This window comes from Geodermatophilus sp. SYSU D00965 (genome assembly GCF_054050075.1).
Genome location: NZ_JBJGYQ010000002.1, coordinates 234,315 through 260,789 on the forward strand (window position 1 = coordinate 234,315; position 26,475 = coordinate 260,789).

18 protein-coding genes are annotated in these 26,475 nt (G+C 74.7%); 7 read left to right on the plus strand and 11 right to left on the minus strand.

Going from position 1 to position 26,475, the window contains the following annotated elements:
* Window positions 1–26 precede the first annotated feature (26 nt).
* Both ACI789_RS02720 and ACI789_RS02725 read right to left on the minus strand, forming a co-directional pair.
* The gene (locus ACI789_RS02720; protein WP_457006609.1) at window positions 27–1,418 is read right to left on the minus strand and encodes a serine/threonine protein kinase; all 1,392 of its coding nucleotides are present in this window, start codon (window positions 1,416–1,418) and stop codon (window positions 27–29) included.
* An 82-nt stretch (window positions 1,419–1,500) separates the two neighbouring features.
* Window positions 1,501–1,929 (minus strand): ATP-binding protein, encoded by a 429-nt coding sequence (locus ACI789_RS02725; RefSeq protein ID WP_457006610.1) that lies wholly within the window; start codon window positions 1,927–1,929, stop codon window positions 1,501–1,503.
* Between the two features lie 49 nt (window positions 1,930–1,978).
* Here ACI789_RS02725 and ACI789_RS02730 point away from each other — a divergent pair, with 49 nt between their 5' ends.
* A complete protein-coding gene (locus ACI789_RS02730) occupies window positions 1,979–2,356 on the plus strand; it encodes an STAS domain-containing protein (RefSeq protein ID WP_457006611.1) in 378 nt (125 codons plus the stop codon).
* Between the two features lie 10 nt (window positions 2,357–2,366).
* Window positions 2,367–4,565, plus strand: coding sequence for a SpoIIE family protein phosphatase (locus ACI789_RS02735; protein WP_457006612.1), 2,199 nt, complete (start codon window positions 2,367–2,369; stop codon window positions 4,563–4,565).
* A gap of 51 nt (window positions 4,566–4,616) precedes the next feature.
* Here the strand turns inward: ACI789_RS02735 and ACI789_RS02740 are convergent, their stop codons facing one another.
* From ACI789_RS02740 to ACI789_RS02770, 7 genes are all read right to left on the minus strand, one after another.
* Window positions 4,617–4,787, minus strand: a complete 171-nt coding sequence (locus tag ACI789_RS02740; RefSeq protein ID WP_456918249.1) for a hypothetical protein — start codon at window positions 4,785–4,787, stop codon at window positions 4,617–4,619.
* Between the two features lie 275 nt (window positions 4,788–5,062).
* Entirely contained in the window at window positions 5,063–6,733 is a 1,671-nt protein-coding gene (locus ACI789_RS02745) for a GAP1-N2 domain-containing protein (protein WP_457006613.1), read from the minus strand.
* The gene (locus tag ACI789_RS02750) at window positions 6,730–7,899 is read right to left on the minus strand and encodes a TRAFAC clade GTPase domain-containing protein (RefSeq protein ID WP_457006614.1); all 1,170 of its coding nucleotides are present in this window, start codon (window positions 7,897–7,899) and stop codon (window positions 6,730–6,732) included. The genes ACI789_RS02745 and ACI789_RS02750 overlap by 4 nt, the downstream gene beginning before the upstream one ends.
* The gene (locus tag ACI789_RS02755; protein WP_456918253.1) at window positions 7,899–8,036 is read right to left on the minus strand and encodes a hypothetical protein; all 138 of its coding nucleotides are present in this window, start codon (window positions 8,034–8,036) and stop codon (window positions 7,899–7,901) included. Before ACI789_RS02755 ends, ACI789_RS02750 begins: the two co-directional genes overlap by 1 nt.
* 10 nt (window positions 8,037–8,046) lie before the next feature.
* Window positions 8,047–9,141 (minus strand): serine/threonine-protein kinase, encoded by a 1,095-nt coding sequence (locus ACI789_RS02760; protein WP_457006615.1) that lies wholly within the window; start codon window positions 9,139–9,141, stop codon window positions 8,047–8,049.
* Between the two features lie 882 nt (window positions 9,142–10,023).
* Window positions 10,024–12,096, minus strand: a complete 2,073-nt coding sequence (locus tag ACI789_RS02765; RefSeq protein WP_457006616.1) for an RCC1 domain-containing protein — start codon at window positions 12,094–12,096, stop codon at window positions 10,024–10,026.
* Window positions 12,093–12,692, minus strand: coding sequence for an FHA domain-containing protein (locus ACI789_RS02770; RefSeq protein ID WP_457006617.1), 600 nt, complete (start codon window positions 12,690–12,692; stop codon window positions 12,093–12,095). The genes ACI789_RS02765 and ACI789_RS02770 overlap by 4 nt, the downstream gene beginning before the upstream one ends.
* 1,437 nt (window positions 12,693–14,129) lie before the next feature.
* On the opposite strand from ACI789_RS02770, the gene ACI789_RS02775 reads away from it, so the two are divergent.
* Window positions 14,130–14,474: a hypothetical protein gene (locus ACI789_RS02775; RefSeq protein WP_457006618.1), complete on the plus strand. Its 345-nt coding sequence runs from the start codon at window positions 14,130–14,132 to the stop codon at window positions 14,472–14,474.
* Between the two features lie 435 nt (window positions 14,475–14,909).
* Here the strand turns inward: ACI789_RS02775 and ACI789_RS02780 are convergent, their stop codons facing one another.
* Window positions 14,910–20,945, minus strand: a complete 6,036-nt coding sequence (locus tag ACI789_RS02780; RefSeq protein ID WP_457006619.1) for a DUF4011 domain-containing protein — start codon at window positions 20,943–20,945, stop codon at window positions 14,910–14,912.
* A 338-nt stretch (window positions 20,946–21,283) separates the two neighbouring features.
* On the opposite strand from ACI789_RS02780, the gene ACI789_RS02785 reads away from it, so the two are divergent.
* Window positions 21,284–21,676: a hypothetical protein gene (locus tag ACI789_RS02785; protein WP_457006620.1), complete on the plus strand. Its 393-nt coding sequence runs from the start codon at window positions 21,284–21,286 to the stop codon at window positions 21,674–21,676.
* Between the two features lie 75 nt (window positions 21,677–21,751).
* Window positions 21,752–22,546 (plus strand): enoyl-CoA hydratase/isomerase family protein, encoded by a 795-nt coding sequence (locus ACI789_RS02790; RefSeq protein WP_457006621.1) that lies wholly within the window; start codon window positions 21,752–21,754, stop codon window positions 22,544–22,546.
* Window positions 22,547–22,722: 176 nt separating this feature from the next.
* Here ACI789_RS02790 and ACI789_RS02795 read toward each other — a convergent pair whose 3' ends face one another.
* Window positions 22,723–23,607 (minus strand): isocitrate lyase/PEP mutase family protein, encoded by an 885-nt coding sequence (locus tag ACI789_RS02795; RefSeq protein WP_457006622.1) that lies wholly within the window; start codon window positions 23,605–23,607, stop codon window positions 22,723–22,725.
* Window positions 23,608–23,765: 158 nt separating this feature from the next.
* Between ACI789_RS02795 and ACI789_RS02800 the strand changes: the two genes are divergently transcribed.
* Both ACI789_RS02800 and ACI789_RS02805 read left to right on the plus strand, forming a co-directional pair.
* Window positions 23,766–24,413, plus strand: coding sequence for a GntR family transcriptional regulator (locus ACI789_RS02800; protein ID WP_457006664.1), 648 nt, complete (start codon window positions 23,766–23,768; stop codon window positions 24,411–24,413).
* Window positions 24,410–26,473: a hydantoinase/oxoprolinase family protein gene (locus tag ACI789_RS02805; RefSeq protein ID WP_457006623.1), complete on the plus strand. Its 2,064-nt coding sequence runs from the start codon at window positions 24,410–24,412 to the stop codon at window positions 26,471–26,473. The genes ACI789_RS02800 and ACI789_RS02805 overlap by 4 nt, the downstream gene beginning before the upstream one ends.
* Window positions 26,474–26,475: the final 2 nt, after the last annotated feature.

Below are 26,475 nucleotides of genomic sequence, written 5' to 3' on the forward strand. Positions count from 1 at the left end.
GCCCGACCGGTACCCCGCGCGGGGCCTCAGTCCTCCTTGCCCTTGCCCTTGTCCTTGCCCTTCTTCGGCTTGTCGGCGCCGTTGCCGTTGCCGTTGCCGTTGCCGCCCTCGTCCTCGTCGGGCTCGTCCTCGTCGGGCTCCTCGGGAGGTGCGGCTGACGGCACCGGCGGGGCGACGGCGTGCGTGACGGTCACCGTGGCCCCCGGCTGCAGGCGGCCGAGCGGGTCGAGGGCGATCACCTGCCCGTCGGGGACGTCCGCGGTCTGCAGCGGCCGCGGCCGGACGGTCAGGCCCAGCCCGCTCAGCTCGGCCTCGACGTCGGACGCCGGCCGGCCCACGTAGTCGCCGGAGACGACCTCCACCCCGGCCGGTGTGGACGGCGAGGGGGTCGGCTGCGCCGCGGGCGCGGCGGAGCCGCGGGTGCCGAGCACCACCGCCCCCGCCACGACCGCGAGGGTGAGCAGCGCGACCAGCGGCACCAGCAGCCGCCGCGCCGGCCGGTCGCGCCCCGGCCGGTCGGCGGTCCCGGTCGGCAGCACGCGGGTCGCCGTCGACGAGTCGGGCACGGGCAGCACCCGGGTCCGGTCGCGCTCGGGGGCCCCGCCGTCCAGGGCCCGCAGCAGCGCGGCGCCGTCGGGGAAGCGGTCCGCGGGGTCCTTGGCGAGGGCCCGTTCGACGACCCGGCGCAGGTCGGCCGGGACGTCGGAGGGCAGCGGCTCGGGCGTCCGGTGGACCTGGTGGGCGAGGACCTGCGCGGAGTTCTCCCCGTCGACGGCCCGGTTGCCGGTCAGGCACTGGTACGCGACCAGGCCCAGTGCGTAGACGTCGCTGGCCGGGCTCGCCGGAGCGCCCTGGACCTGCTCGGGAGAGAGGTAGTGCACCGTGCCCATCAGCTGGCCGGTCCGCGTGATCGGCACGCACGACGCCGTCCGCGCGATCCCGAAGTCGGTGACCTTCACGGTGCCGTCCACGGCCACCAGGAGGTTGGCCGGCTTGACGTCCCGGTGGACCACGCCCGCGGCATGGGCGACGGCCAGCCCCGCGGCGGCCTGCCGCAGCACCTCGCGCGTCCGGTCGGACCCCAGCCGGCCCTCCCGCGCCAGCAGCGCCGACAGCGGCTCGCCGTCCACGAGCTCCATGACCAGGAACGCCAACCGCTCCCCGGCAGGGCCGAGGGACTCCCCGACGTCGTGCAGCGTCGCGATGGACGGCGCGGTCAGGCCCGCCGTCAGCCGGGCCTCCGCGCGGAAGCGGGCGAGGAACTCCGGGTCGCCGGTGTACTCGCTGCGCAGCAGCTTGACGGCCACCGGCCGCTCCAGGACGACGTCCCGGGCACGCCACACCTGGCCCATGCCACCGGTCGCCAGGAGGTCCTCCAGCGCGTACCGGTCGCCGAGGACGCAGCCCGCCAGGTCCACAGGTCAGCTCCTCGCTCGTGGGATCGCACACCGCACCACCCGGTATCGGCGGACCCCGCGGCGAACCGGCACGCGGCCGGGATCAGACCGGGTCGACCAGCCGCAGCGGCGGGGGAGCGGCCAGCCGCTTCTCCAGGGTCACCCGGTGCCGGCCGTCGTCGTGCCGGAAGTCCAGCCGGTCGACCAGCGCCTGCATGAGCAGCAGCCCGCGGCCGCCGTCCAGCGGGGAGTCGCCGCGGCCCTCGCGCGGCGCGTCGGGGTCGAAGCCGGCTCCGTCGTCGAACACGCTGATCCGGCACAGCGCGTCGTCGATGGCGACCTGCACCTCGTAGTCGGCGTGGTCGCCGGCGTGCCGGACGACGTTCGCGCACGCCTCGGTCAGCGCGAGCGCGACCTCGTCGACCACGTTCCGCTCCACCCGCAGGTGCTCGAGCGCCTGCCGGAGCAGCCCCCGGACGAACGGCACGCTGCTGCGGTCCACCGGGAGGCGGACGGTGAACGCGATGTCCACGACTGGGGTCCCCTTTCCTCCGCGAGGGGAACTACCCTGCGGGAGGCCAGTGGACCACGACGAGGGGGCCGATCCGTTGCTGTTCGAGATCGAGCGGACGACGGTCCTCGGGCGGCCGGCGCTGGGCGTGCGCGGCGAGCTCGACCTCGCCACCGCGCCGCAGCTCGCCGAGGCCGTCGACGCCGTGCTGGCCGCCGGACCCCGGTCGATGGTCGTCGACCTGAGCGGCACCACCTTCATGGACTCCTCCGGTGCCCGCCAGCTGGCCTGGAGCGCCCGGCGGGCGACCCGCGCCGGCGTGCGGCTGCAGGTCGTCTGCCCCCGCGCCAACCGACCCGTCCGGCTGGTCATCGACCTGCTCGAGCTCGAGGCGCTGGTGCCGATCGTCGAGACGGCCAGCCTCACCGAGGGCGAGGTCGGCCCGTAGGGTCGCGGCGGTGACCACCCCGTCCTCCGAGGTCGGCGCCGAGGCGCTGGCGCGCTGCGCCGACGAGCCGATCGCCGTCCCCGGCGCGGTCCAGCCGCACGGCGCCCTGCTCGCCGTCACCGAGCCCGACCTCGCGGTGGTGGTCGCCTCGGCCAACGCCGCCGCCGTCCTCGGCAGCGCGCCGGCGTCCCTCCCCGAGCTGCTGGCACCGGCTGACCTGGTCCGCCTGCGCGACGGCCTGGCCGGGGACCTCGCCCAGCTCAACCCGCTGCGGGTGACCGTCGCCGGCACCGAGGTGGACCTCGTCGTGCACCGCGCCGAGGGGCTGCTGGTCACCGAGTGGGAGCCGCTGACCGGCGCGGAGCAGGCCGGTGCCGAGTGGCACCGGCGGCTGCCCACCGTGCTGCAGCGCCTGTCGGCCGCGACGTCCCTGGAGGAGCTCACCGCGACCCTCGCCCGCGACGTCCGGGAGCTCACCGGGTTCGACCGCGTGATGGTCTACCGCTTCGACCCTGAGTGGAACGGCGAGGTGGTCGCCGAGGACCGCCGCGCGGACCTCGAGCCCTTCCTCGGCCTGCGCTACCCGGCCAGCGACATCCCCGCCCAGGCGCGCGCCCTCTACACGACCAACTGGCTGCGGCTGATCCCCGACGCCACCTACCGGCCGGCGCCGCTGCGGCCGGCGGCCAACCCGCTCACCGGCCGGCCGCTGGACCTCTCCGGCGCGGTGCTGCGCAGCGTCTCCCCGGTGCACCTGGAGTACCTGGCCAACATGGGCGTGGTCGCCTCGATGTCGGTCTCGCTGATCGACCGCGGCCGCCTGTGGGGGCTGGTCTCCTGCCACCACTACGCCGGTCCGCACCGCCCGTCCTACGCCGACCGGGTGGCCGCCGAGTTCCTCGGCCGCACCGCGTCGCTGCTGCTGCACACCACCGTCGGCGCCGCCGAGCAACGCGACGTCGTCGGCGTCGCGCAGCGGCAGGCGCGGCTGGTGGCCGCGCTGGGCCGCAGCCCGCGCACCCCGGCGGCGGCGCTCACGCAGGGCGACCTGACGGTGCTGGACCTGCTGCCCGCCGCCGGCGCCGCGGTACGCCTGGGCGGCCGGCTGCACCTGCTCGGCAGCACCCCGCCGGCCGACCGGGTGCCCGGCGTGGTCGCGGGCCTGCTCGCCACCGGCCGGCCGGCGTCCGACGCCCTGGGTCGGGTGGTCCCCGACGCGGCCGACGTCGCGGACACCGCCAGCGGGCTGCTCGCCGTCGAGGTGGGCAGCGGGAGCGGGGACTTCCTCGCCTGGTTCCGGCCCGAGACGGTGCGGGAGGTCACCTGGGGCGGCAACCCGCACACCCCGAAGACGGTCGAGACCGACGCCGGCCCGCGGCTGTCCCCGCGCCGCTCGTTCGCCGCGTGGCGGGAGACCGTGCGCGGCACGGCCACGCCCTGGCGGGAGCACGAGGTCGCCGCGGCGCAGGCGCTGGCCGCGCACCTGGCCGAGTCCGCGCTGCAGCAGGCCGGCGAGGACAACCGGCTGGCCGCCGTGCTGCAGCGCACGCTGCTGCTGGAGCAGCTGCCCAAGGTGCCCGGGGTGGCGCTGGCCGCCCGCTACCGGCCCAGCGCCGCCGACGTCGTGGGCGGGGACTGGTACGACCTGGTGCCGCTGCCCAGCGGCCGGGTGTCGATCGTGCTCGGCGACGTCGCCGGGCACGGGCTGGCCGCCGCGGCGATCACCGCCCAGTTGCGGCACGCCCTGCGCGCGCACCTGCTCCGCGACCTCGGGCCGGCCGCGGCGCTGCGCGGGCTCAACGAGGTGATCGCCGCGCTGCTGCCCGGCGAGCTCGCCACGGCCGTCGTCGCCGTGCTGGACCCGCTCACCGGCGCGGTCGCGATCGCCAACGCCGGGCACCTGCCGGTGCTGCACGTGACGCCCGGCGGTGCCGACCTGCTGGTCGCCGGCCACGGGCCCGCGCTTGGGCTCCTCGACGACGCCGACTACCCGGAGGCGCGGCTGCACCTGACCGGCGACGACCGGCTGCTGCTGTACAGCGACGGCCTGGTCGAGCGCCGGGACGCCCCGCTGGAGGAGCGGCTGGCGGAGCTGCGCGCCGCCGTCGCCGCCGGGCGCGACCCGGACACGCTGCTGGACGACGTCCTCGCCGCGCTCGACCCGCCACACGACGACGACGTCACCCTGGTCGGCCTCGGCCGGGTCTGAGGGCGGAGCCGGGACTGAGCCCGGGGCAGGGCGGGGCGGGGCCGGTGGCTGCTACTCGGCGCGGTCGTCGCCGAACCGGCGGCCGGTGAGCGGCGGCTGCCGGCGCCCCATGCCGTCCAGTCGCTGGGTCAGGTCCGCAGGGGCGTCATCGTCGTCCGCAGCGTGCCGCCCGAGGGTGGGCATCGTGAACTCTGCGGTCTCGTCGAGCAGGTGTCGGGCCACGTTGTTGTCCTTCCGCGCGTGGTCGTTCTCGAGCGTATGAGCCGGGGCCGAGGCCCTCGGGGCGTGTGGGGTGGGTGTGACGGCTGGGTCAGCCGGAGCCGAACAGCACCAGGCCGGCGAGGGGCAGGACCCCGGCCACGTGCATGTACGGACTGTAGCCAGAAGGCTGCACTGTGTGCTGCTCCGACCGGCACGGGTGTCCCGGCGGGTGGTCGTGCTCTGCTCCGCCGAGGAAGCAGAGCACGAGCCCCCGCGGAGCAAGGGCTGGGCGCGGCTCAGTCCGGACGGCGGCGGCGCCGGCGGGGAAGCTCGTCGTCGGCACCGCGGCTGCGGGCGAAGGACTCGGCGAGGTCGGCGGGCCAGCCGTCGTCCACCAGCAGGAGGGCGAGCCGGCGGCCGAGGATGCCGTCGACGTCCGGCGCCGGCAGTTCCGAGCCGAACACCACCTCGCGCAGCGCCCAGCCGTTGCCCGCGCCGCTGCCGGCGGCCACCGCGACGGCCAGCTTCTCGACGCCGGCGACGTCCATCCGCAGCGCGGCCCAGCGCAGCACCGCGGGCAGCTCGGAGCGCGGGACGACCCCCTCCAGCCGGGCCAGCCAGCCGACGTCGGCGACCAGGAGGTGCCCCAGCAGCGTGCGGTGCGACTCCTCCCACCGGCCGCCGGTCCGGGTCCACTGCGCCACGAGCGCGTCCCCGACCACGCGCCGGCGGGTGGCCAGCAGCGCCAGCTCCCAGCTGTCGTCGGTGAGCTCCAGCAGCGGCAGTGCGACCCCGAGGCTGAGCGCCTGCTCGACCAGCAGCCCCGCCGCGCGGTCCAGCGAGGCGATCCGCCGGCCGCGGGCGACCTCGGCGGCCAGCGCGGTGCACAGGTCGCCCTGGGTCAGCCCGGCGATCTCCACCGCCCGCTCGGCTGGCCCGTCCGCGCCGTCGAACACCTCGTCGAGCAGCGCGGTGAGCACCCCGCCGCGCACGCGCTCGGCGGCGGCGGGCGACCGCCGGACCGTCCCGCGCAGCCCGGCCTCCACCGCCCGGTCGCCCGCGGCGACCTCCAGCGCGGCGGCGGCGTTGCGCCCGCGGGCCAGCCAGCGCGGAGCGGCGTCGGACTCCAGCACGCAGGCCACCTGCGCGGCGGTCAGCTCGGCGGCGTCCTGCTCGGCCCACGCGTCGGCGAACAGCCACGCGTCCAGCCGGCGCAGGTCGCCGATCGTGTCCGGGGGCAGCTCACCCTTGCTCGCGGCCTCCAGCAGGGTGCGGGCGCGCTCGGTGTCGGCGGCCCGCGTGGCCGACCGCGGCGCGGCGTCGACCAGTTCCACGCAGATACGGGCGGTGTCGCCGTCGTCCCCCCGCGGGCCGGCGGCCAGCGAGACCGGCGCGGTCAGCGCCCGCGGTAGCACGTCGAACAGGACGTCGGCGACCTCCCGGCCCGCCGGCGTCCGGCGCGGCAGCAGGCAGGACCCCTCCCCGGCGGCGAGCGCGGCGAGCAGCCCGGCCAGCGCGGGGACCAGGGCGTCGACCTCGTCGGAGGTCAGCACCGGGACGGTGCGGTCGGCGGGCGGCACTCGCAGCGGCGGCAGGTCGGCGGTGGGGACGGCGTCCGCGGGGAGCGCGTCGAGGAACCGCCCGGTGCGGCGCAGCGCCAGCAGGTCGCGGACGCCCAGCCGGTCGCCGTCGTCCCAGAGCAGGTGGACCAGGTAGTTGCCCGGCCGGCCGAAGCCGTCGGCGCTGGCCGCGACCGTGCGGTGCAGCAGCCGGCCGCCGGGGCGGTGCACCAGCCCGAAGGTCTCGACGGCGTCGGGCGTGAAGCCGACCAGCGCGCCGAGGGCCTTGCGGGTGCGCCCGACCTCGGCCGGCCAGTCCGCCGAGTGGGCGAAGACGCCGAAGCCGGGCCCCTCCAGCGTCCGCGGGGCGGAGGTGTAGACCGCCTGCGCGCAGGCCCGCCCGCTCATCCGAACCACTCGCGGACCGGCGCCGAGCCGGCCTCCTCCGGGTCCAGCCCGTCCTCGGAGAGGAAGCCGTGGCGGGCCAGGAGCACCAGCAGCGGGTCCAGGCAGCCCACCGGGGCGATCTCCGGGTAGCCGCCGTCCTTCGCGTCGGCGCCGGTGGCCGACACCGCGTGCACGGTCGGCCGCGGCAACCGGTTGAGCACCGCGGTGAGCAGGTTGGAGCCGCCGCTCACCTCGAGGAAGTCGACCAGCCGCGAGCTGGTGTCGCGCACGTCCCCGAACCAGTGCGCCAGTGGCATGGCGGCCAGGTCGGTGTCGCGCAGGGTGTCGGTGGGGAAGTCGGGGACGCCGCGCAGCTTGTCGGCCTTGGTGAGCACCACCGCCGCCGAGACACCGGAGAGCGGGCTGTCGGGGTGCAGGTTGCGGGCGGTGCGCAGCAGGTTGGCCAGGTTCACCACCATCTGGGTGTGCCGGGCCAGGCCCATCGACTCCTCGCCGGGGTCGGCCAGGTGCCGCAGCCGCGGGAAGACGCCGGGGGAGAGCAGCACCAGCACCGAGGTCGCCGCGTAGAGGAACTTGCCGTACTGGCCCATGTCCTCGGCGCGGTAGAGCTGCTCGCCGGAGGCGTCGAAGAAGACCAGGTTGACCGCGCGCTCGGCGCCGTTGCGGCCGGTGCCGCGCAGCACGAGCATGAACGGCTCCGGCGAGCTGCCCTCGCCCAGCAGCGGCAGGGTCAGCGGCAGCTGCCGGCGCTGGACCATCAGCCGGTAGCGGTAGTCGTCGAAGCGGGCGGCGCTCTCCTCGTCCATCTCCACCGAGATGCCCAGCGGGGCCAGCGCGCCCTCGTGCAGCAGGTCGATGAGCACGGTGAGGTAGGTGCTCTTCGACGCGCCGGTCAGTCCGACCAGGCCGACGACGATCGTGGGCCGGTCGAGGTAGTCCGGCGGCAGGCGGTGCCCGCGCGGACAGGTGGGGCTGACGTTGGCCGCCGCGGCCCCGGCGGCGTCCTTGGGGGTCGGCGGCGGGGCCGGCTCGCCGCGCAGCGGCTCGAGGAACCGCTGCCAGCGGGTGCGGCGCTCGACCGGCGGGCGGTGCGCGACACCGTGCGCGTCCCGCCACACGGGGGTCGACAGCGGCTCCAGGCAGCGGGGGCAGACGCGGCGCTTCATCAGCGGACGAACACGACGAAGAAGACGACGGCGACCGCGCAGAACACCGCCAGCAGCACCCGCTGGCGCTCGCGGTAGCGGTGCCGCCGCGCGTCGAGGCGCTGCTGGGCGAGGGCCCGCTCGTACATCCCGGACACGGTCGGCCTCCTAGAAGACGAGGTGGTAGAGGACGGCGAGCACCAGCCCCGCGAGGATCCCGAGCACCGCCACGACCGCGATGGCCGCTCCGAAACCGGTCCAGGTGTCGGCCACGGCGCGCTCCAGCCGGGCCAGCTCGTAGCGGGCCGCCTCCACGACGGCGCCGACCGACTGCAGGTCGCGCATCGTCGTCCGCGGGTCGGGGATCTGCGAGGTCTCGCCCAGCCACCGGGTGTGCTGCTCGACCTGCTTGGCCAACCGCGCCACCGACGGCCGCTTCTCCGGCGCGAACTTCAGCGCCGCCGACACGCTGTCGAGCAGGTTGGGCGGCACGGCGGAGAGGTTGAGCCGGCCGGCGCGCAGCGCGAGGAAGTAGTCGGAGTCGGGCATGGTGTCGTCGGGGTCCACCGGGTGGACCGCGCCGGCGGCGTAGGCGATCACCATGCCCCAGCTGTAGACGTCGCTGGCCTCGGTGAGCACCGCGCCCTGCAGCTGCTCGGGGCTGGCGAACAGCTTGGTGCCCAGCGCCGCGATGCCGGTGGTCGAGGTGCCCGACGGCGGCTCCGGGCCGATGTAGCGGCTGATGCCGAAGTCGACCAGCCACACGTCGGCGCCCGAGATGATGATGTTGCCCGGCTTCACGTCCCGGTGGACCACGCCGGCGGCGTGCACGTCCCGCAGCGCCCGGAGCAGGCCGATCGCGATCCGGCGCAGCTCCTCGGCGTTGAGCCCGGCCGCGCGGCGGGCCAGGAACTCGTCCAGCGGCGTCCCGGTCACGTACTCCTGCACGTAGTACGGCGCGTCGGCGGCGAGGTCCTGGTCGACGATGTGCGCCACCCGCGAGCTCTTCACCCGCGCGGCGTTCTCCACCTCGCGGGCCAGCCGCTTGCGGGCCAGCTCCGGCGCGCCCTCGGGCAGCCGCTTGATGACCACGAGCGGGCTGTCCGGTGCGGTGGAGCCGACGAACACGTCCGCGCCCTGGCCGCCGCGCGGCAGCCGGCACAGCAGCTGGTAGGGGCCGATGCGGTCGGGGTCGCCGGGCTCGAGCAGGTCGACCTGCCGCGTCCCGGCCAGGTCGGCGACGGCTCCGGTGGGGTCGTCCACGTGGGCAGGCTCCCTGTCGTCGGCAGGTGGGACCCGACGGTAGATCGCGAAGCTGTGAACATCCATGGAGTTCGCCCCCGGTGGCGCACGGCCCCGGGCCTGCGGGTCCGACCGGGGGCGTTGCGTTCGCGATCGATCCCGGGTTGTGCCCACGAGCACCGGGGACCGCGGCGGAGACCTGAGTCACACCATTTCAGGAGACCTCGGCACCACGGGGGGCGCCCGGCCTGCCCCGCGGCCGACCGATCTAAGAAACGCGCAAGGAAATCCTCACGCCTCCGCGATGAGAGTCTCCGGTCGAGAGGATGTCGCCCCGCAGTGGGCAAGATCGACACTTCTGCTGCCATTGCAAGCGCCGGAGCGCCAGTCGAGATGCCGCTCCGGTCGACCGAAGGAGGAGCAATGTCTGCACTGCCATCGTGGCCGAAGCTGGGGCGGCGACTGACCTTCACGTCGACAGGTGCATTGGTCCTGGCGGCCGCGCTCTCGACCCCGACCACGGCTCTAGCGGCTCCCCTCCCGGAGACGAATGCTGCCGTGAGCCACTCGACCGCCGCGGAGCCGCCGGGAATCGGGTGCTACCGGGGTTCAGACCTGGAGAGAACGGATCCTGTCTGCCACGCGATTCTTCATCCCGAAGTCGTTCCGACTCCGAGAGAGGTCTGCACGGCTTGGGAGGGCCAGTGGAACACGGAGTTCGGGACGAGCAACAATCTCTGCTGGTTCGTCCCGGGAAGGGCCGGTGGATGAGGGATCGGGCGCGCCGCTGGGACCGGGGCGAGGGCGGGCGGCTCCCACCCCGGACCGAGCCGCCGTTCTCGATCTGAGACCACCGCCGGGCATCTCGTATTCGCTGGCCCACGAATGGCCCGCATCTTGTGCCTAGCGGGAGAATCCGGACACCCTGACAGGAGCGGGTTGATCGTCCGTGGTGCCGTCGCCCAGCTGACCGTCGGCATTCCAGCCCCAGGCCATGACCGTGCCGTCGGTGAGCAGCGCGAGGGTGTGCTGGGTCGAGGTTGAGGCGGCAGCCACACCGGTGAGGTTCCGTACGTCCACGGGAACGGAGTGATCGTCGAAGGTGCCATCGCCGAGTTGGCCGCGTTCGTTGGCGCCCCACGTGGTGACCCGGCCGTTGCTGCGCAGAGCGAGGCTGAACCGATCGCCGGCGGCGATGGCGGCGATGTCGGTCAAGCCGGACACCGTGACCGGGGACGGCCGGTCCGCCGTCGTGCCGTCGCCCAGTTGACCGTCGTCGTTCCACCCCCAAGCCCGAACGGTCCCGTCCATCAACAGGGCCAGGCTGTGGAAGTTGCCGGCGGCGATCGCGGCAACATCGCCCAGTCGCGGTATCTGGACTGGGACGGTGAGGGCGGTCCGTGGGGTGCCATCACCGGTCGGACCGCGTAGGCCGCTGTCTCCCCAAGCCCAGACCGTGCCGTCGGCGAGCAGGGCCAGGCTGTGTGTGCCGCCCGCTGCGATGGCGGTCACCGCGGCAAGGCCGGGTACCGCGGCCGGGGCCGGGCGGTCGGTGGTGGTGCCGTCGCCGAGCTGGCCGTCGTTGTTGCTGCCCCAGGCCAGGACGGTGCCGTTCGCGAGGAGAGCGAGGGTGTGGGCGTAGCCGACTTCGTCAAAGCGGCCGTCGGTCCCGTAGAACCCGCCGACCGCGATGGCGGCTACTCCGGTCAGATCGGGAACCACCGTCGGGGTGAGCAGTCGGTTGGTGGTGCCATCGCCCAGCTCGCCGAACTGGTTGTCGCCCCAGATCCTGACCGTGCCCTCTCTCAGCAACGCCACGCTGTGCCAGACACCGGCGTCGACGTCGGTGACGTCGGACAACCCGGCTAGCTCCACCGGAGTGGACCGCCGCGACCCGACGGGTCCGTCGCCGACCTGACCGACGTCGTTGAAGCCCCAAGCCTTGACGCTGCCGTCGGCAAGCAGTGCCAGGTTGTGAACCTGGCCGGCCGAGACCCGGACGACCCCGGGCCCAGCCTCCGGACCGGCTGACCGTTGCGGTTCGGCATCGAGGACGTTCCAGCGCACGGCCGTCCCGCCGGCCACCAGCGCCGCCGCCGAGCCCAGGCCGGCGAGCAGGACCGTGCGCCGGCTCAGCCGGCGGCGGTCGGCCGTGAGCGATGTCTCGAGTGCGTCGACGAACTGACCCGCGGAGGGGTACCGCTGTGTGGGTGACTTCGCCAACCCGCGCTGGAAGACGGCATCCACTGGCGCAGGAAGCTGTGGGTCCCGGTCGGTGGCGCGCGGTACAGGCTGGCTCGCGTGGGCCAGCATCAGTGCCAGGGGGTCCTGCTGCGTGTACGGCGGGGTGCCGGTCAGCATCTCGAAGGCCAGGCACGCCACCGAGTACAGATCGGCCCGGTGGCCTACTGCACTGCCGGAGGCCTGCTCGGGGGCCATGTACGTGGGCGTGCCCAGATACTGGCGGCTCACCGTGACGGACGCGTCGCCGAGGGCCTTGGCCAACCCGAAGTCGGCCAGCACCGGCCGCCCTCCCGAGTCGATCAGCACGTTGGACGGCTTGATGTCGCGATGGATCACACCACGGCTGTGCGCGTAATCGAGCGCTTCGGCGAGCTCAGCGAGGATGCGGAGGGCTTCCTCGGGCGGCAGCCGGCCCTGGGCGAGGAGTTCTTTGAGGCTGATCCCGCCGATCAGGCGCATCGCCAGGTACAGCCGTCCGCCGGCGTCCCCGGCGTCGAACACGGTCACGATGCCCGGATGGTCGAGGCTCTGCATCATCCGGGCCTCGCGGACGAACCGGGCGGCGAACTCCTCCTGCCCCGCCAGGGCCGGATGCAGCAGCTTCAGCGCCTCCGGGCGTCCGAGGTCGCGATGGATCGCCCGGTACACCTCGCCCATCCCGCCTCGGCCGATCAACGCTTCGATCGTGAACGACCCGATGTCCGTGCCGGCTGGCAGGGAGCCGCTCGTCACGGCGACGGATTCCGCAGGTCGGCGAAGGTCACCGCCCCGCGGCGGATGGCTTCGTTGGCCAACAGGCTGCGACGACTGCTGGTTCCGGTTTCGATGCCGAACTTGTCGTAGAGGTGGAGCAGGTGTTGCTGCACCGCGGCTTCGGTGACGACCAGCGCGGTCGCGATGTCGTGCAGGGATGCCGGCTCGGTGAACACCGTGCTGCCGAAGAGCGGCCGACACAGGGCCCGCAGCACGTCGCGCTCGCGACGGGTCAGCTCCGGCACCGGGGCTGCCCCTTCGGTCCGGGTGACCGGCGCAGCATCTGCCGCGCGGAACACCAGCTTCGTCCGCCCGACCGCGACCTCGTCACCGTGCCGCAGGACGCACATCCCGAGGATGCGCTCACCCCGGACGAAGGTGCCGTTGCGGCTGCCGACATCCTGGACGCACCATCCTGCACCGACCGGCTCCAGGACCGCGTGCAGGCCCGAAACGCCCTTGTCGTGGGGCAGGGCTACGTCGTTCGCGGCGCTGCGGCCCACCGTCACCCGGCGCGTCTCCAACAGGATCAGCTCGACGCCCGACGGCTTCCACACCTCCAGATACGCCGTCATGGCTGCCGTCCCCCACCGAGGCGCAGTTCGCGGCCACGCCCCGGCCGTTCACTGACTGGCTCTCGGATCGAGCGTGGCGACATGGCAAGTCTCCTCGGAGACCGCTACCAGGGCTAGCCGGTCGAGCCTACCGACATGCCCCTCCTCGCCAAGTCCCCATCGATCCCGGTACGCCCGACCACCTGGGGCGTGGGCAGCGACGGTCAGCATCGTTTGCGAGTTCGTGGATGGTGCACCGGCACACGTCAACGCCGTGTCCCAACCCTTGGGTCCCTGGAACAGAACTCTCACGCGGACCCAGAGGAAGCGTCTCGTGCGGCGCCATACCGAAATCGCAGTCGTCGGGACACCTCTACCGATGGTCCCCAGGTGGAAGGACCGGTAGACGGCAGGGAGGCATCCGATGCCCGCACGATCATTGAATTCGGGCGTAGGTCCGAACGGTGTCGCGTCTCGGATGCAGCCCTGCTATCGGCACGCCGCCACAACATGGATGGCCTATTGTCCAGACTGCACTGCCTGGCACTTGTCCACCCAGATGGCCCGTCGCGCCATCAAACTCACGACCTGATGCGTTGTCACGATGGCCCGGCTGACGATTACGCCGTCCGCGTCCGGTCTACTCCGGCGATTCAGCCCGCGCCTTCTGCTGACCGTCCGCGGGCGATCCGGTGCGGCCAGTCCAACTGACGATCGACCAAGAAAAGTCTGCTACTCGAGCAATCAAGTCCTGCGGGCGAGAAGATGTCGCAGCGGGCGAGCTGGGGCCGATGCTGTTGAGCGTCCAGCAAACACCCTGGAGCGCTCGTGCTCCAACGCATTGGAGGCCCTGATGTCCGGAACGTGGTCAAGATCGGGACTGGTTCACCGGCTCGCCCTTGCATCGATTGGCGTTGTACTCCTGATCCCTGCCCTCGCGGGTGTCGCGTCCGCTCAGACAGCAGCCGACCCGCCCCCCTACTTCTGCATCGGCACAGATCGTGGACCGGAGTGCGAGCAACCACCGCAATCGCCAACGTCGCCATCGGAGTCCTCGGAGTCCTCGGAGCCGAGCCAGCCGATCAATCTGCCGTCTCTTCCGCCCATCGAAAATCCGTTGCCGGTCCTCCGGGACTTCCTCTGCTCGGAACCGCACAGGCAGCTGATCGTCCCCGACCACCTGTCGCACCTGTGCCCTGACGGGGATTGACGAGCCGGTGCGCAGGGGCCGTGCGGGGCTCGTGCCCCGCACGGCCCCTGCGCGACGACCGGACCGATACCGGCACGCCACCCGTGGATCCACGGTTGGCGTGGCAGGCTCCCTGTCGTCGGCAGGTGGGACCCGACGGTAGATCGCGAAGCTGTGAACATCCATGGAGTTCCGCCCCCGCCGGTGGCAGCAGCCGGAACTGCGGACAACGAGAGTCGTTGCGATCGCGAACGACCTCGGGGTGTGGGATGGGCAGTGTGGGCACCGGCTCCCGGCCGGACACCGCCGTCCGCTCGCACCGGGCGCCGCGGGGGGGCCCCTCGCCGTCGGTCGTCCTCGGGTCGGCAGCGGCCGCGCTGGCGGTGCTACTCGTGCTCCTGGTCGTCGTCGCGCGGTTCGGCGGGCAGCCGGACACCCAGCCGGCTCCGGAGGCGGGCCCGACGCCCGAGGACACCTCCGACCTCAGCGACCCGGCCAAGCGGGACGTCGCGATGCAGCTGGTCTCCAGCGCGGAGGACTCCGGGCGCACCGCGACACCAGCCGGGTGGACGACGCGCAACGGGTCTTCCTCGACGAGGGCGACCTGCACCTGACTCCGCCGCTGCGCTGGTCCACCTACGGCGACGACTACCGCATCCCCTGACCCCCGTCCGGCGTTGAACGAGACCGCGGGGAACCGGAACAAGCCGTCCTCCGGGTGGACGTGGTTGCCGCGCGACACCGGGTAACGAGACGCCGTCCGCGGTGCCGTGGCTTCAACAGACTGGCCCGGCCCCCGTCCGGTCGCACCACGCGGCCCCGGAGGCATCTCGATGGAAGCAAGTGAGCGGGTCACCTGGGAGGACTGCCCGGTCTGCCGGCGGGTGGCGGCGGTCGGCTGGGTGAACGCCTTCCCCGTCGAGTTCGACTGTCCGGGCGGCTGCCGCCTCAGCGCGGAGCAGGTCCAGGCCTTCGCCGCCCGGCGGAGCCGGCCACCGGTCGCGTGGTTGACGCGTCCGTAGGCCCGGCTCCGCGCGGGACGGCCGTGCTCACGCGGCGGTGAGCAGCCCCGACTCCTGGCGGGTCAGCCGCCCGGCGTCGAGCACCCGCGCCAGCGCCGCCTGCAGCAGCGGGGCCAGCGACGGCGTCCGGCGGCGGTAGCCGAAGACCTCCGCCGTCCGCAGGAACAGCTCGTCCTCGGTCATCCCGGCACTGGCCCGGCACAGCGCGACCATCGCGTTGCCGACCTCCTGCGGGGCGACGTGCTCCAGCGGCCGGTCGGCGCTGGCCGCCTGGCGGCGGTAGCCCGACCAGGTCGCGCGGTCCAGCGCCTCGGGCCAGACGAACTCGCCGTCGACGGAGCCCGCCGGCAGCAGCGCCAGCAGCGCGTCGCGGCGGGCCTCGCTGACCCGGGACAGCCCGAAGGCGCTCCCGGTCAGGCGGGCCAGCCGGTCGCGGTGCACCGGCCCCTCGGCCTTGACGCCGGCGGTCAGCACGCGCTTGACCGTGCGGGCCACGCGGGCGTCGGAGAGCTGGTCGAGCAGCTTGCGCTCGCCGGCGGTCTTGGGCACCCAGGGCACGAACGGGGCCTCGCCGTCCACGGGGGCCGCGGCCGGCACCTTCCGCCGCGCGGGCCGGGCCATCGCCTCCTCGGCCGGCGTCTCGGCGACGGCGTGGGCCTCGACGACCGGGGCCTCGACGACCGGGGCCTCGACCACCGCGGAGGGGGCGGCCCGCAGCGGGGCCACGGCCTTGAGCTCCGGCACCTCGCGGTCGGCCGGCTCGGCCGGGGCGGGCACCGGCACGACGACCGGCGCCAGCTCCTCCACGGCCGGCGCCGTCTCCTCCGGAGGGGCAGAAGTGGCCATCCCTGTCCCTCCGGAGGCGGGGACCTCCGGCACCGGGACGGCGGCGACGGCGGCGGCCAGCCGGTCGAGCACCGCCTCGCGGTCGCGCAGCCAGGTCGGCAGCCAGACCCGCTCGACGGCCGGCCAGCGCAGCATCCCGGCCAGCACCTCCACCGGCAGGCCGTCGCGGTCGCCGACCGTGCGCCGGCGGGCCCAGGCCGGCCCGTCGAGCAGCACGGCCATCACCGGGGCGTCGGGCGCGTCGGCGCGGGCGACCGAGAGGTCGACGCGGAACTCCGACAGGCCGACGTCGGTGCGCACGACCAGGCCACGCTCGCGCAGCGCCGCGGCGATCTCCTCGCGGTGCCGGTCGGGGACGGCCACCGGACGGGCGTCCTTGGGCAGCGCGTCGGTGCCCAGGGCGGCGAGGTCGAGGTAGGCGCGCAGGTGCTTCACGCCGACCGACGAGGTCTGCTCGGCGCGCAGCTGCGACGGGTCGAACGAGGTGAAGACGACGACCTGCCGGCGGGCGCGGGTGACCGCGACGTTGAGCCGCCGCTCGCCCCCGACCCGGTTGAGCGGGCCGAAGTTCAGCGGCAGGAAGCCGCGGTCGTTGACGCTGAACCCGGTGGAGAACAGCACCACGTCGCGCTCGTCGCCCTGCACGTTCTCCAGGTTCTTGACGAACAGCCCCTCGCCGTCGGTGCGATCCAGCGCCTCGACCAGACGCTCGTCACCGGCGTCCCTGAGCAGGCCCTCGATGTAGGCCCGCTGCTGCGCGTTGAACGTGACCACGCCGATCGACGGCAGGGTGTCGGGGGAGGCGTCGAACCGGCGGCGGATCTCCGCCACGACCGCCTTGGCCTCCATCGGGTTGGTGCGCAGCAGCCGCCCGGCGCCGGAGCGGTGGAAGGTGCCGTTGACCCGCACCAGCGAGATGCCCCGCCCGTCGACGTCCGCCGTCGGCCGGCCGTGGGTCGGCGCCGGGAACGAGGAGAGCCGGTTCTCGTAGTAGTTGGCGTTGCTGAACGCGATGAGCGACTCGTCCTGGCTGCGGTAGTGCCAGGACAGCCACTGCCGCGGCACCCGCGCCTGGACGCACTCGGAGAGGATCGACTCCTCGTCCTCGACCGCGGTGCCCAGCAGCTCGATCGCGTCGTCCTCGGCCGAGCCCGAGGAGGGCTCCATGAACGACGTCGGCGGCATCTGCTTGCTGTCACCGACGACGACGGCGGCCTTCGCCCGGCCCAGCGCCCCGACGGCGTCGGCGACCCGGATCTGCGAGGCCTCGTCGAACACGACCAGGTCGAACAGGCCGGCCTCGGCCGGGAAGAACCGCGCCACCGAGTCGGGGCTGACCAGCACGCACGGCATGACGGCGGTGACCAGCTCGCCGTACTGCGCGAGCAGCCCGCGCACGCCCAGCCGGCTGCGGGACTTCGCCAGCTCCCGCTGCAGCGCACCGACCTGGCCGTTGCCGCTGGCCGCGTCGAACGGCCGGGCGGCCAGCACCGACCCGGGCAGCGCGGTGCGCAGGTGCTCGCGGACCGCGCGGGAGGCGGCGGTGAACCGGACGATCGCCTTCTCGTGCACGTCGGCGTCGAACCCGTCCAGGCCCGAGGCGCCGCGGCGCTCGGCCACCGAGGACCGCGCGATGCCGTGCTCGAACGCGCGGACGGCGTCGTCGGCGAGCAGCTCGCCACTGACGAGGAGCGCCCGCGCCTCGTGCAGCCCGGCCGCGCGCAGCGGCTCGAGGGTGTCGACGAAGTCCGCCCAGCGGCGCAGCGACATCAGGCCGGTGTGCTCCACCCCCCGCTCGGGGCGGGTCATCTGCCAGCGCAGCACCAGCCCGTCGTCGCCGGCCCAGTCGGCCAGCCGCCGCTCGTCGCTGCCGACGACCCGCAGCAGCGCCCGGGCGGCGTCGCGCAGCCGGGCGACCGCGGCGGCCGCGGCGGCGTCCGGGCCGGGGCCCTGGACGACGTAGCGGCGCAGCGCGACGGCGAACTCGCTGTCGCTGTCGGTGGCGGTGCCGGCCTTCTCCAGCCACTCCACCTGCCCGACCAGCAGCTCGGGGTCGACCAGCGGGTTCCAGCCGGCGGGTACGGCCAGGCCGGGGATCACCGAGGCGCGGGCGGCGATGCCCTGCCCGGCGGTCTGCACCCGCCACAGCGCCGCGGTCAGCTCCGGGACGTCGGAGAGCTTCATCTTCACGCCGGGCCGCAGCACCGGGGCCAGCCGGTCGCGGACCGCCCGCAGCCCCTTCCGGCGGGCCAGCCACCGGCCGGCCTGCGCGGTCTGCGCGGCCACGTACAGGTCGGCCAGCGGCAGCTCCATCGCCGCCGGGGTGGCCAGCTCCAGGCCGGGGTGGACGGCGGTGGTGAACGCGGCGACCTCGCTGAGCACGCTGGTCGTCGCCACCGTCCACCGCTCGGTGGGCACCTCGTCGAGGACGTCGAGGGTGGTCGCCGGGCCGGCGAGCACGTGGGCGAGCGCGTCGAGGTCGGAGGGGGTGCGCACCTCGCGCAGCGCCCGGGCCAGGTGCGGCTCGACCGGCAGCTCCCGGACGGCCGCGTCGACGGCGGCCGCGGCCTGCTGCGCGGCGAGCAGGTCGACCTCCGGGGTGTCCACGAACGCCCAGGCGTGCCGCGGCGAGGGGCGGACCAGGTCGGCGATGTCGGGCAGCAGCGCCAGCGCGCGACGCACCGCGGTCATCGTCTCCTCGGACGCGGCGGCCACGAACGGCGTCGGCAGCGGCAGCGCCGGGACGCCGTCCCGCACCGAGAGCACCGCCGTCCGCGCCGAGTAGAACGACAGCCCGGCGGCGTTCTCGGCGTGCAGCCGGTCGGCGTAGCGGGCCAGCGTGCGGCGGGCCGAGCGGAGGTCCTCGCTGTCGGCGGCCAGGCCCTGCTCGTCGACGGCGACCGCGTGCTCGAGCGCGGCCTGGATCTGCGCGCGCACCACTGACGCCTTACTGCCCTTGTCGTGCAGGTCCAGCGCGAACGGGCCCATGCCCACGGCGTCCAGCCGGCGCGCGACGACGTCGAGCGCCGCCCGTTTCTCGGCGACGAACAGCACCCGCTTGCCGTCGGCGACCGCGCGGGTGAGCAGGTTGGTGATGGTCTGGGACTTGCCGGTGCCGGGCGGGCCCTCCAGCACGAAGGTGCGGCCGGCGGCGGCCTCGGCGACCGCGCGCAGCTGCGAGGCGTCGGCGGGCACCGGGCACTGCGCGGCGAGCTCGTCGAGGTCGGCCCGGGCCAGGCTGTCGGGCACGGGGTCGGCGAAGGGCTCGGTGGGCTGGTGCACGAGGTGGTGCACCAGCGGGTTGGCGGCGAGGTCGGCCCAGTGCTCGTCGAGGTCCTTCCAGAGCCGGTACTTGGCGAACTGGAGGACGGCGAGGTCGGCGGTCGGCTCGACGCGGTGGGGGAGGGCGGCGTCGGCCAGCGCCTGCCGCATCGCCTGCAGCGCGCGGTCGAGGTCGATGCCGGCGCCGGCCCACTCGTCGTCAACAGAGCGTGGCTCGGACAGCCCCGGGACGGAGAGCCCGTGCACCTGCCGCAGCTTCTCCAGCAGGCAGTAGTTGGGCGTGCTGGTGCCGGTGTCGTCGAGGGTCAGCCGGTAGACACCGTTGCGGCTGGTCGGGGTGAGCGTGACCGGCACCAGCACCAGCGGCGAGCGCAGCGGCCGGCCGTCGAGCTCCCAGACCAGGCTGCCCAGCGCCAGGTAGAGGTTGTTGGCGCCGGTCTCCTCGCGGACGGTCTTGGCCTTGTAGGCGAGGTTGCGCAGCCGGGGCAGGTAGCCGCCCTCGGTGACGTCGGCGTGCACGGCCTTGCGGTCGACGAGCAGCTCGGCGAGGTGGTCGGCGGGCAGCTCGGCGGCCGACCGCACGCCGCGCTCGCGGTGGACGGCGGCGATCCGGTCGTTGGGCAGCAGCTGCACCGCGGTGCCGCCGTGCAGCAGGTTCTCCAGGGTCGCCAGCGACGCGGCCGGGACGGCCAGCGGCAGGCCGGCGCGCTCGGTGTAGTTGATCAGCCGGTTGCGCAGGGAGAGGTCCAGCAGGCTGTTCTTCCACTGCTGCACGCGCGCCGGGGTCTCGCCCCGGCCGGGGACCGGCGGCGCGGGCACCCGCTCGACCGGCCTGGCCGCGACGCTGTGCACCGCGGGCCGGTACTCGAAGACCTGCACCGCGCCGTCGCGCCCCCGGGTGCGGGCCGGCAGCGGCACGATCCCGTCGCGCCGGGCGCGGTGCACGTCGGTGACGCCGAGGACCCGGTCCAGGTCGCCGGCCAGCCACGCGTCGTAGGCGGCCTGGTGCAGGTCGGCCGCACCGGCGCCGCGGCTGGTCAGCAGCGTGGTCTCGACCAGCCGGACCAGGCCGAGGTCGACCAGGTTGACCAGCGGCGCGACGTCGGTGGTCGCGGCGCTCTCCGCGCTGCGCTCCTCCCGCCAGTAGCCGAGGAAGGCGTGCCCGTCGGCCAGCCACAGCAGTGGCCGGATGCCGGCCTGCTCCAGGGCGGCGGCGAGGACGACGACGGTGTCCAGGCAGGTGCCCACGCGCCCGTCGAGGACGTCGCCCGGGGTGCGCACCTTCTGGCCGACGTCGGCCCAGCTGGCCGGCGGCTCGCTGTAGCGGATCTCCCGGCGCCGCATCGCCTCGGTGAGCGCCGCGACGATCTCGTCGACCCGCTCCGGGCCGGACTGGTAGCCCTGCACCGAGCCGCTGCCGGTGCGCTCCTCGAGCAGCGCGCTGGCCTCGCCGATCAGGGTCGTGATCGTCGGGTGGTTGGGCAGGACGTGCGCCGCGAGCATCTCCAGCGCGAGCGGGACGGGCGCGGCCAGCCACTGGTTGGCGGCCAGCACCTGCACCGGGACGGCGGTGCCGCCGACGTCCTCGCCGTCGACGAGCAGGTCGATCTCGATGGACCCGGGGCGCTGCTCCTCGATCTGCAGCATCGCGGCGGGGTCCATGACCAGGCCGACGTCGCTGAGCACCGTCGTCTGGCCGGCGTCGAGGTCGACGAGCAGTTCCACTGGGGTGCCGATCGGGCCCTCCGCGTCGCGGACGCCGAGCCGCACCGTCGCCGCGCGCACCGGGCCGCCGTGGTTGGTGAACGCCAGCCGGGAGACGACCGGCACCCGGTTGTGGGCCAGCGCGTAGCTCAGCACCGGGGTGGAGGTGGCCGAGATCGCCACGGCCGGCCGCGTGCTCGGGTCGGCTGGCCGGAGGTCCGTGGTGCTCATGGGCTCCTGTCTACCGGGCTGGACGGACCGGTCCGGTCAGGCGGCGGAGGCGTCTGGGGCGGGTGTGACGGGTGCTGCCGGTCTGACCACGGATCACATCCGAGACACCTGCGGAGGGTCACGGACGCCCGTCCGGACGCCGATCCGCGCGACATCGACGGCCCCGCTCGCGCCCGGCGTTGCGGAACGGCATCCGACGGATCCGCTCGTACGGTCGGCCGGACGCAGCCGCACCCCGGAGGGCTCCCATCGACGACGACACGGTCCGGTTCCGGCCGGCGCACCGCGCCCCCTCGTCCCCGTCCCGGCGCCGCTGGGCCGTCGCCGCGGTGGTCCTCGTGGCGCTCGGCCTCACCGCGGTCGCCGGTCTGGTCGTCGGCCGGTCGGGCGGCAGCCCGGTGGCGGAGGTGACCGCTGCCGCGCCGTCGATCGCCGACGAGGACGCCGAGCCGGTCGCCCGCGGTGGACGGCTCGCGGGGGACGACGCCGCGACGCCGTCCCCGACCGTCGGCGCGGTGACCGGGTCGCCGGTGGCGGAGGAGGCCGCGGGAGCCGACGAGCCCGCTCCCACGCGCCCGGCCACCGCGGCCCCGACCGCGTCTCCCGAGACGGCGACGAGCGAGCCCTCCGCGGCCGAGGACGGCAAGCCGGCCCGCTGCACCGAAGGGCGCGGCGCGGACCGGGCGAAGGACGCGGCCGGCTCCCGGCGGGGCGGCGCGGCCTGCCGGTGATGTGCGCTCCCGGTGCGTCGTCCGGCGATCCTGCGCCACGACCGCACACCGCCGGCTCGTGAGAGGTTGGCCGGCATGAGCGCAGCGCAGCGGCGGGAGTCGGGGCTGGTCGTCGAGGACCGCGGGCACGTGCGGCTGCTCACCCTCGACCGGCCCGAGCGCCGCAACGCGCTGTCCACCGCGCTGCAGGCCGACCTGGTCGAGGAGCTGTTGCGCTGCGGGGAGGACGGCGACGTCCGCGCGATCGTGCTCACCGGCAACGGCCCGGCGTTCTGTGCCGGCTTCGACCTCAAGGAGATCCGCGAGGGCGACCGGCGCGGGGAGCGGTTCCGGCCGCCGATGGACCGACCGACCCGGTCGCTGTTCGAGGTGGTCACCGAGACGCCGGTGCCGATCGTCGCGGCCATCGCCGGTGCCGCGGTCGCCGGCGGCTTCGAGCTCGCGCTGGCCTGCGACCTGCGGGTGGCGGCGCCCGGGGTCCCGATGGGCCTGCCCGAGGCGAAGATCGGGATGGGCGCCAACTTCGGCTCCGTCGTCCTGCCCAAGCGGATCCCCATGGGGATCGCGCTGGAGATGCTCTACACCGGCGAGTACGTCACCAGCGAGGTCGCCGAGCGCTGGGGCCTGGTCAACCGGCTGGTGCAGGTCGAGGAGGTCCTGCCGACGGCGCTGCGGCTCGCCGACGCGATCGCGGCCAACGCGCCGATCTCCGTCCGCCGGATGAAGGAGACCGCGGTCAAGGGCCTGGAGCTCCCGCTGTGGCAGGCGCTGCGGCTCGACGTCGGGCCGAACCCCTACCTGTCCGAGGACCGCGCCGAGGGCATCGCCGCCCACCTGGAGAAGCGCCCGCCGAGGTGGACCGGGCGGTAGGGGCCGCCGCCGACCGACCTGTCCTGCGGAAGGTCGTGCTCTGCGTGCCGGATGCACGCAGAGCACGAGTTCCGGCGGGAGGGGTGGGTCCGCGGGAGGTCGTGCGCTGCGTACCCGGGGCACGCAGAGCACGACCACCCGGGAGGTCAGGGTGCCGCGGCGGGGGCAGCGTTCCCTCAGGCGAAGCGCTGCTCCAGCTGCTGCACCTCCGGCAGGCCGATGAGGTCGGTGAACTCCTCGAACGCCGGCAGCCCGTCGAGTGAGGGGACGCCGTCGGCCTTCAGCGACTCCAGCAGCGTGCGCATCCCCGCCGTCGCCGCCAGCAGCGTGCCGATCGGGTAGATGACCAGCGCGAAGCCCAGCTCGGTCATCCGGGCCAGCGACAGCGGGGGAGTGCGGCCGCCCTCGGCCCAGTTGAACACCAGGGGCGCCACGCCCTGCAGCTCGGCCGCGATCCGCTCGATGTCGGCCTCGGACGTCGGCGCCTCGACGAACAGCAGGTCCGCGCCCGCGTCGGCGTAGGCCCGGGCACGCGCGAGGGCGTCGTCCACCCCGGTGACGGCGACGGCGTCGGTGCGGGCGATCACCACCAGGTCCGGGTCCTGCCGCGCCGCGACGGCGGCCCGCACCTTGCCGGCCATCTCGTCGGTGCCGATCAGCGCCTTGCCGCTCATGTGCCCACACTTCTTGGGCATCACCTGGTCCTCGAGCTGGATGCCGGCGACCCCGGCCTGCTCGTACAGCTGCACCGTGCGGACGACGTTGAGCGCGTTGCCGTAGCCGGTGTCGGCGTCGGCGATCACCGGGACCTCGACGGCGGCGGCGATCCGGCGGGCGTTGTCCACCATCTCCGCGCCGGTCAGCAGGCCCACGTCGGGGCGGCCGATGAGCGAGGCCGTCGTCCCGAAGCCGGTCATGTAGACGGCGTCGAAGCCGGCCTGCTCCACCAGCCGCGCCGACAGGGCGTCGTAGGCGCCCGGCGCGACCAGCGGCCGCGGGGCCGCCAGCAGCTCGCGCAGCCGGGCCCGCGGTGCCCGGCCGTTCCCCAACAGGTCCCCCACGGCGACCTCCTCCAATTCGGAACGGGAATCGCATGTATGCAGTCACCCGAAGTTCGCCGGACAGCATTGCCCATGGCACGGCGACGCCCCTAGGTTTGCACACAATCTGCGAGGAGGTGTGACGGCTGACACGCTCCCTGACCTCGGCCGAACGGGCGCTGACCACCCTGCGCGACATGATCATGGGCGGCGACCTGCGCCCGGGCGCGCGCCTGGGCGAGGTGGAGCTCGCCGAGCGCCTGGGCGTGAGCCGCACCCCGGTGCGGGAGGCGCTCTCCCGGCTGGCCGCCGAGGGCCTGGTCGAGCTGGTGCCCAACCGGGGCGCCCGCGTCGCCACCTGGACCGTCGCCGAGCTCGAGGGCGTGTTCGACCTGCGCTCCAGCCTCGAGCCGCAGCTGACCGCCCACGCCGTCCCGAACGCCACGCCCGCCGACGTCGACGCGCTCGACGCCCTGGCCACCCGCATGCACGAGGTCGGCAGCCCCGGGCCGGACCAGGACCTCGAGGCGCTCGTCCCGCTCAACCGCGCCTTCCACGACCGGCTGGTCGCGCTCGCCGGGCACCCCACCCTGGCCTCGGCGCTCGCCGCCGCGATCCACCCGCCGATCGTGCGGCGCAACTTCCTCACCTACGACGAGGCGTCGCTGCGCCGCAGCCTGGCCCACCACAGCGAGATCGTCGCCGCCCTCCGCGCGGGCGACCCGGAGTGGGCCCGCGCCGTCATGACCTCGCACATCGCCAACGCCCGGGCCGTCATGGTCCGGGCGGCCCGACTGCAGGGGACCCGAGAAGAGGAGACCGCATGAGCTACCGGCTCGGCGTGGACGTCGGCGGCACGTTCACCGACGTCCTGCTCGTCGACGAGGACAGTGGCGCGACCTGGCGGGCCAAGACCGCCTCGACCCCGGCCGACCAGGCCGTCGGCGTGCTGCACGGCATCGAGAAGGTGTGCGCCGACGCGGGCATCGCGATGAGCGAGGTCGCGCAGGTGCTGCACGGCACCACGGTCGCGACCAACGCCATCCTCGAGGGCAAGGGCGCCACCGTCGGGCTGGTCACCACCCGCGGCTTCCGCCAGGTGCTGCAGATCGCCCGCTCCTTCGTCCCCGGCGGGCTCGCCGGCTGGATCATCTGGCCCAAGCCCGAGCCGCTGGCCGACCTGGAGAACACCGTCGAGGTCGACGAGCGGATCGCCAGCGACGGCAGCGTGGTCCGGCCGCTGGACGAGGACGACGTCCGCGCGCAGCTGGGCACGCTGGCCGGGCAGGGCATCCAGGCGCTCGCGGTCAGCCTCATCAACTCCTTCGCCGACCCGGCGCACGAGCGGCGGATCGCCGCGATCGCCGCCGACGTGCTGCCCGGGGTCCCGGTGTCGCTGTCCTCCGACGTCCTGCCCGAGCTGCGCGAGTACGAGCGCACGCTGACCACCGTCGCCAACGGCTACGTCCAGCCGCAGGTCGCCCGGTACGTGCAGCACCTCTCCGACGGGCTGGCCTCGGGCGGGGTGGCCGGGGAGCTGTCCATCCTGCGCAGCGACGGCGGGCTGCAGTCGGCGCGGGCGGCGGTCGAGGCCCCGGTGACCATGCTGCTGTCCGGGCCGGCCGGCGGGGTCACCGGCGCGGTCTGGGTGGCCGAGCAGTGCGGGTACCGCGACCTGATCACCTTCGACATGGGCGGCACGTCGACCGACGTCGCGCTGGTCCGCGACCTCACGCCGAGGATCGGCCGGGAGACCAAGGTCGGCGACCTCGCGGTGCGGGCCTCCAGCGTCGACGTCCGCACCGTCGGGGCCGGCGGCGGCTCGATCGCCCACGTCCCCGAGCTGACCCGGGCCCTGCGGGTCGGCCCGCAGTCGGCCGGCGCGGACCCCGGCCCGGCCGCCTACGGCAAGGGCGGGGTGGAGCCGACGGTCACCGACGCCAACGTCGTCCTGGGCTACCTGCCCTCCTCGCTGGCCGGCGGCGAGATCACCCTCGACGCCGAGGCCTCGCGGGCCGCGGTGAGCAAGGTGGCCGAGGCGATCGGGCTGGACTCCCCGGAGGCGGCGGCCGCCGGGATCGTCGACATCGTCAACGAGAACATGCTCGGCGGCCTGCGGCTGGTCTCGGTGCAGCAGGGCTTCGACCCCCGCGACTTCGCCCTCGTCGCGTTCGGCGGGGCCGGCCCGCTGCACGCCAACGCCCTCGGCCGGCTGACCGGCGCCTGGCCGGTGATCGTCCCGCCGGGCCCCGGCCTGCTCTGCGCCCTCGGCGACGCGACCACCAGCCGGCGCGACGAGTCCGCCCGCACCGTGCTGCGCCGCTTCGGCCAGCTGACCGGCGCCGAGCTGGCCGCGATCCTGCGCGAGCTCGCCGACGAGGCGGGGGAGCGGCTGGCCGCGCAGGGCCTGGCCCGCGCCGACCAGACGGTGGGCTTCCAGGTCGACGTCCGGTACCACGGGCAGGGCTTCGAGATCCCGGTGGAGGTCGACCCCGCGTGGCTGGATTCGGGTGACGCGCTGGCCGAGCTCGGGCGGGCGTTCGACGCCGAGCACGACCGGTTGTTCTCCTTCCTCCTCGGTGTCGACCACGAGCTGGTCAACGCCCGCGCCACCGTCACCGGTCCGAGGCCCGACGTCGCCCCCGTGCACCTCGAGCAGGGGGACGGCGACCCGTCCGGCGCCCGCATCGACGAGCACCCCGTCCACGTCGAGGGCGAGCGGGTGACCGCCGGGATCTACGCCCGGGAGCGGCTGCGCGCCGGCGACGTCGTCCCCGGGCCCGCGATCGTCATCGAGATGGACTCCACGACCCTCGTCCTGCCCGGGCACGCGGCCACCGTGCACCCCTCGGGCTCGCTGCTCATCAACCCCGTGCAGGAGGGCTGAGC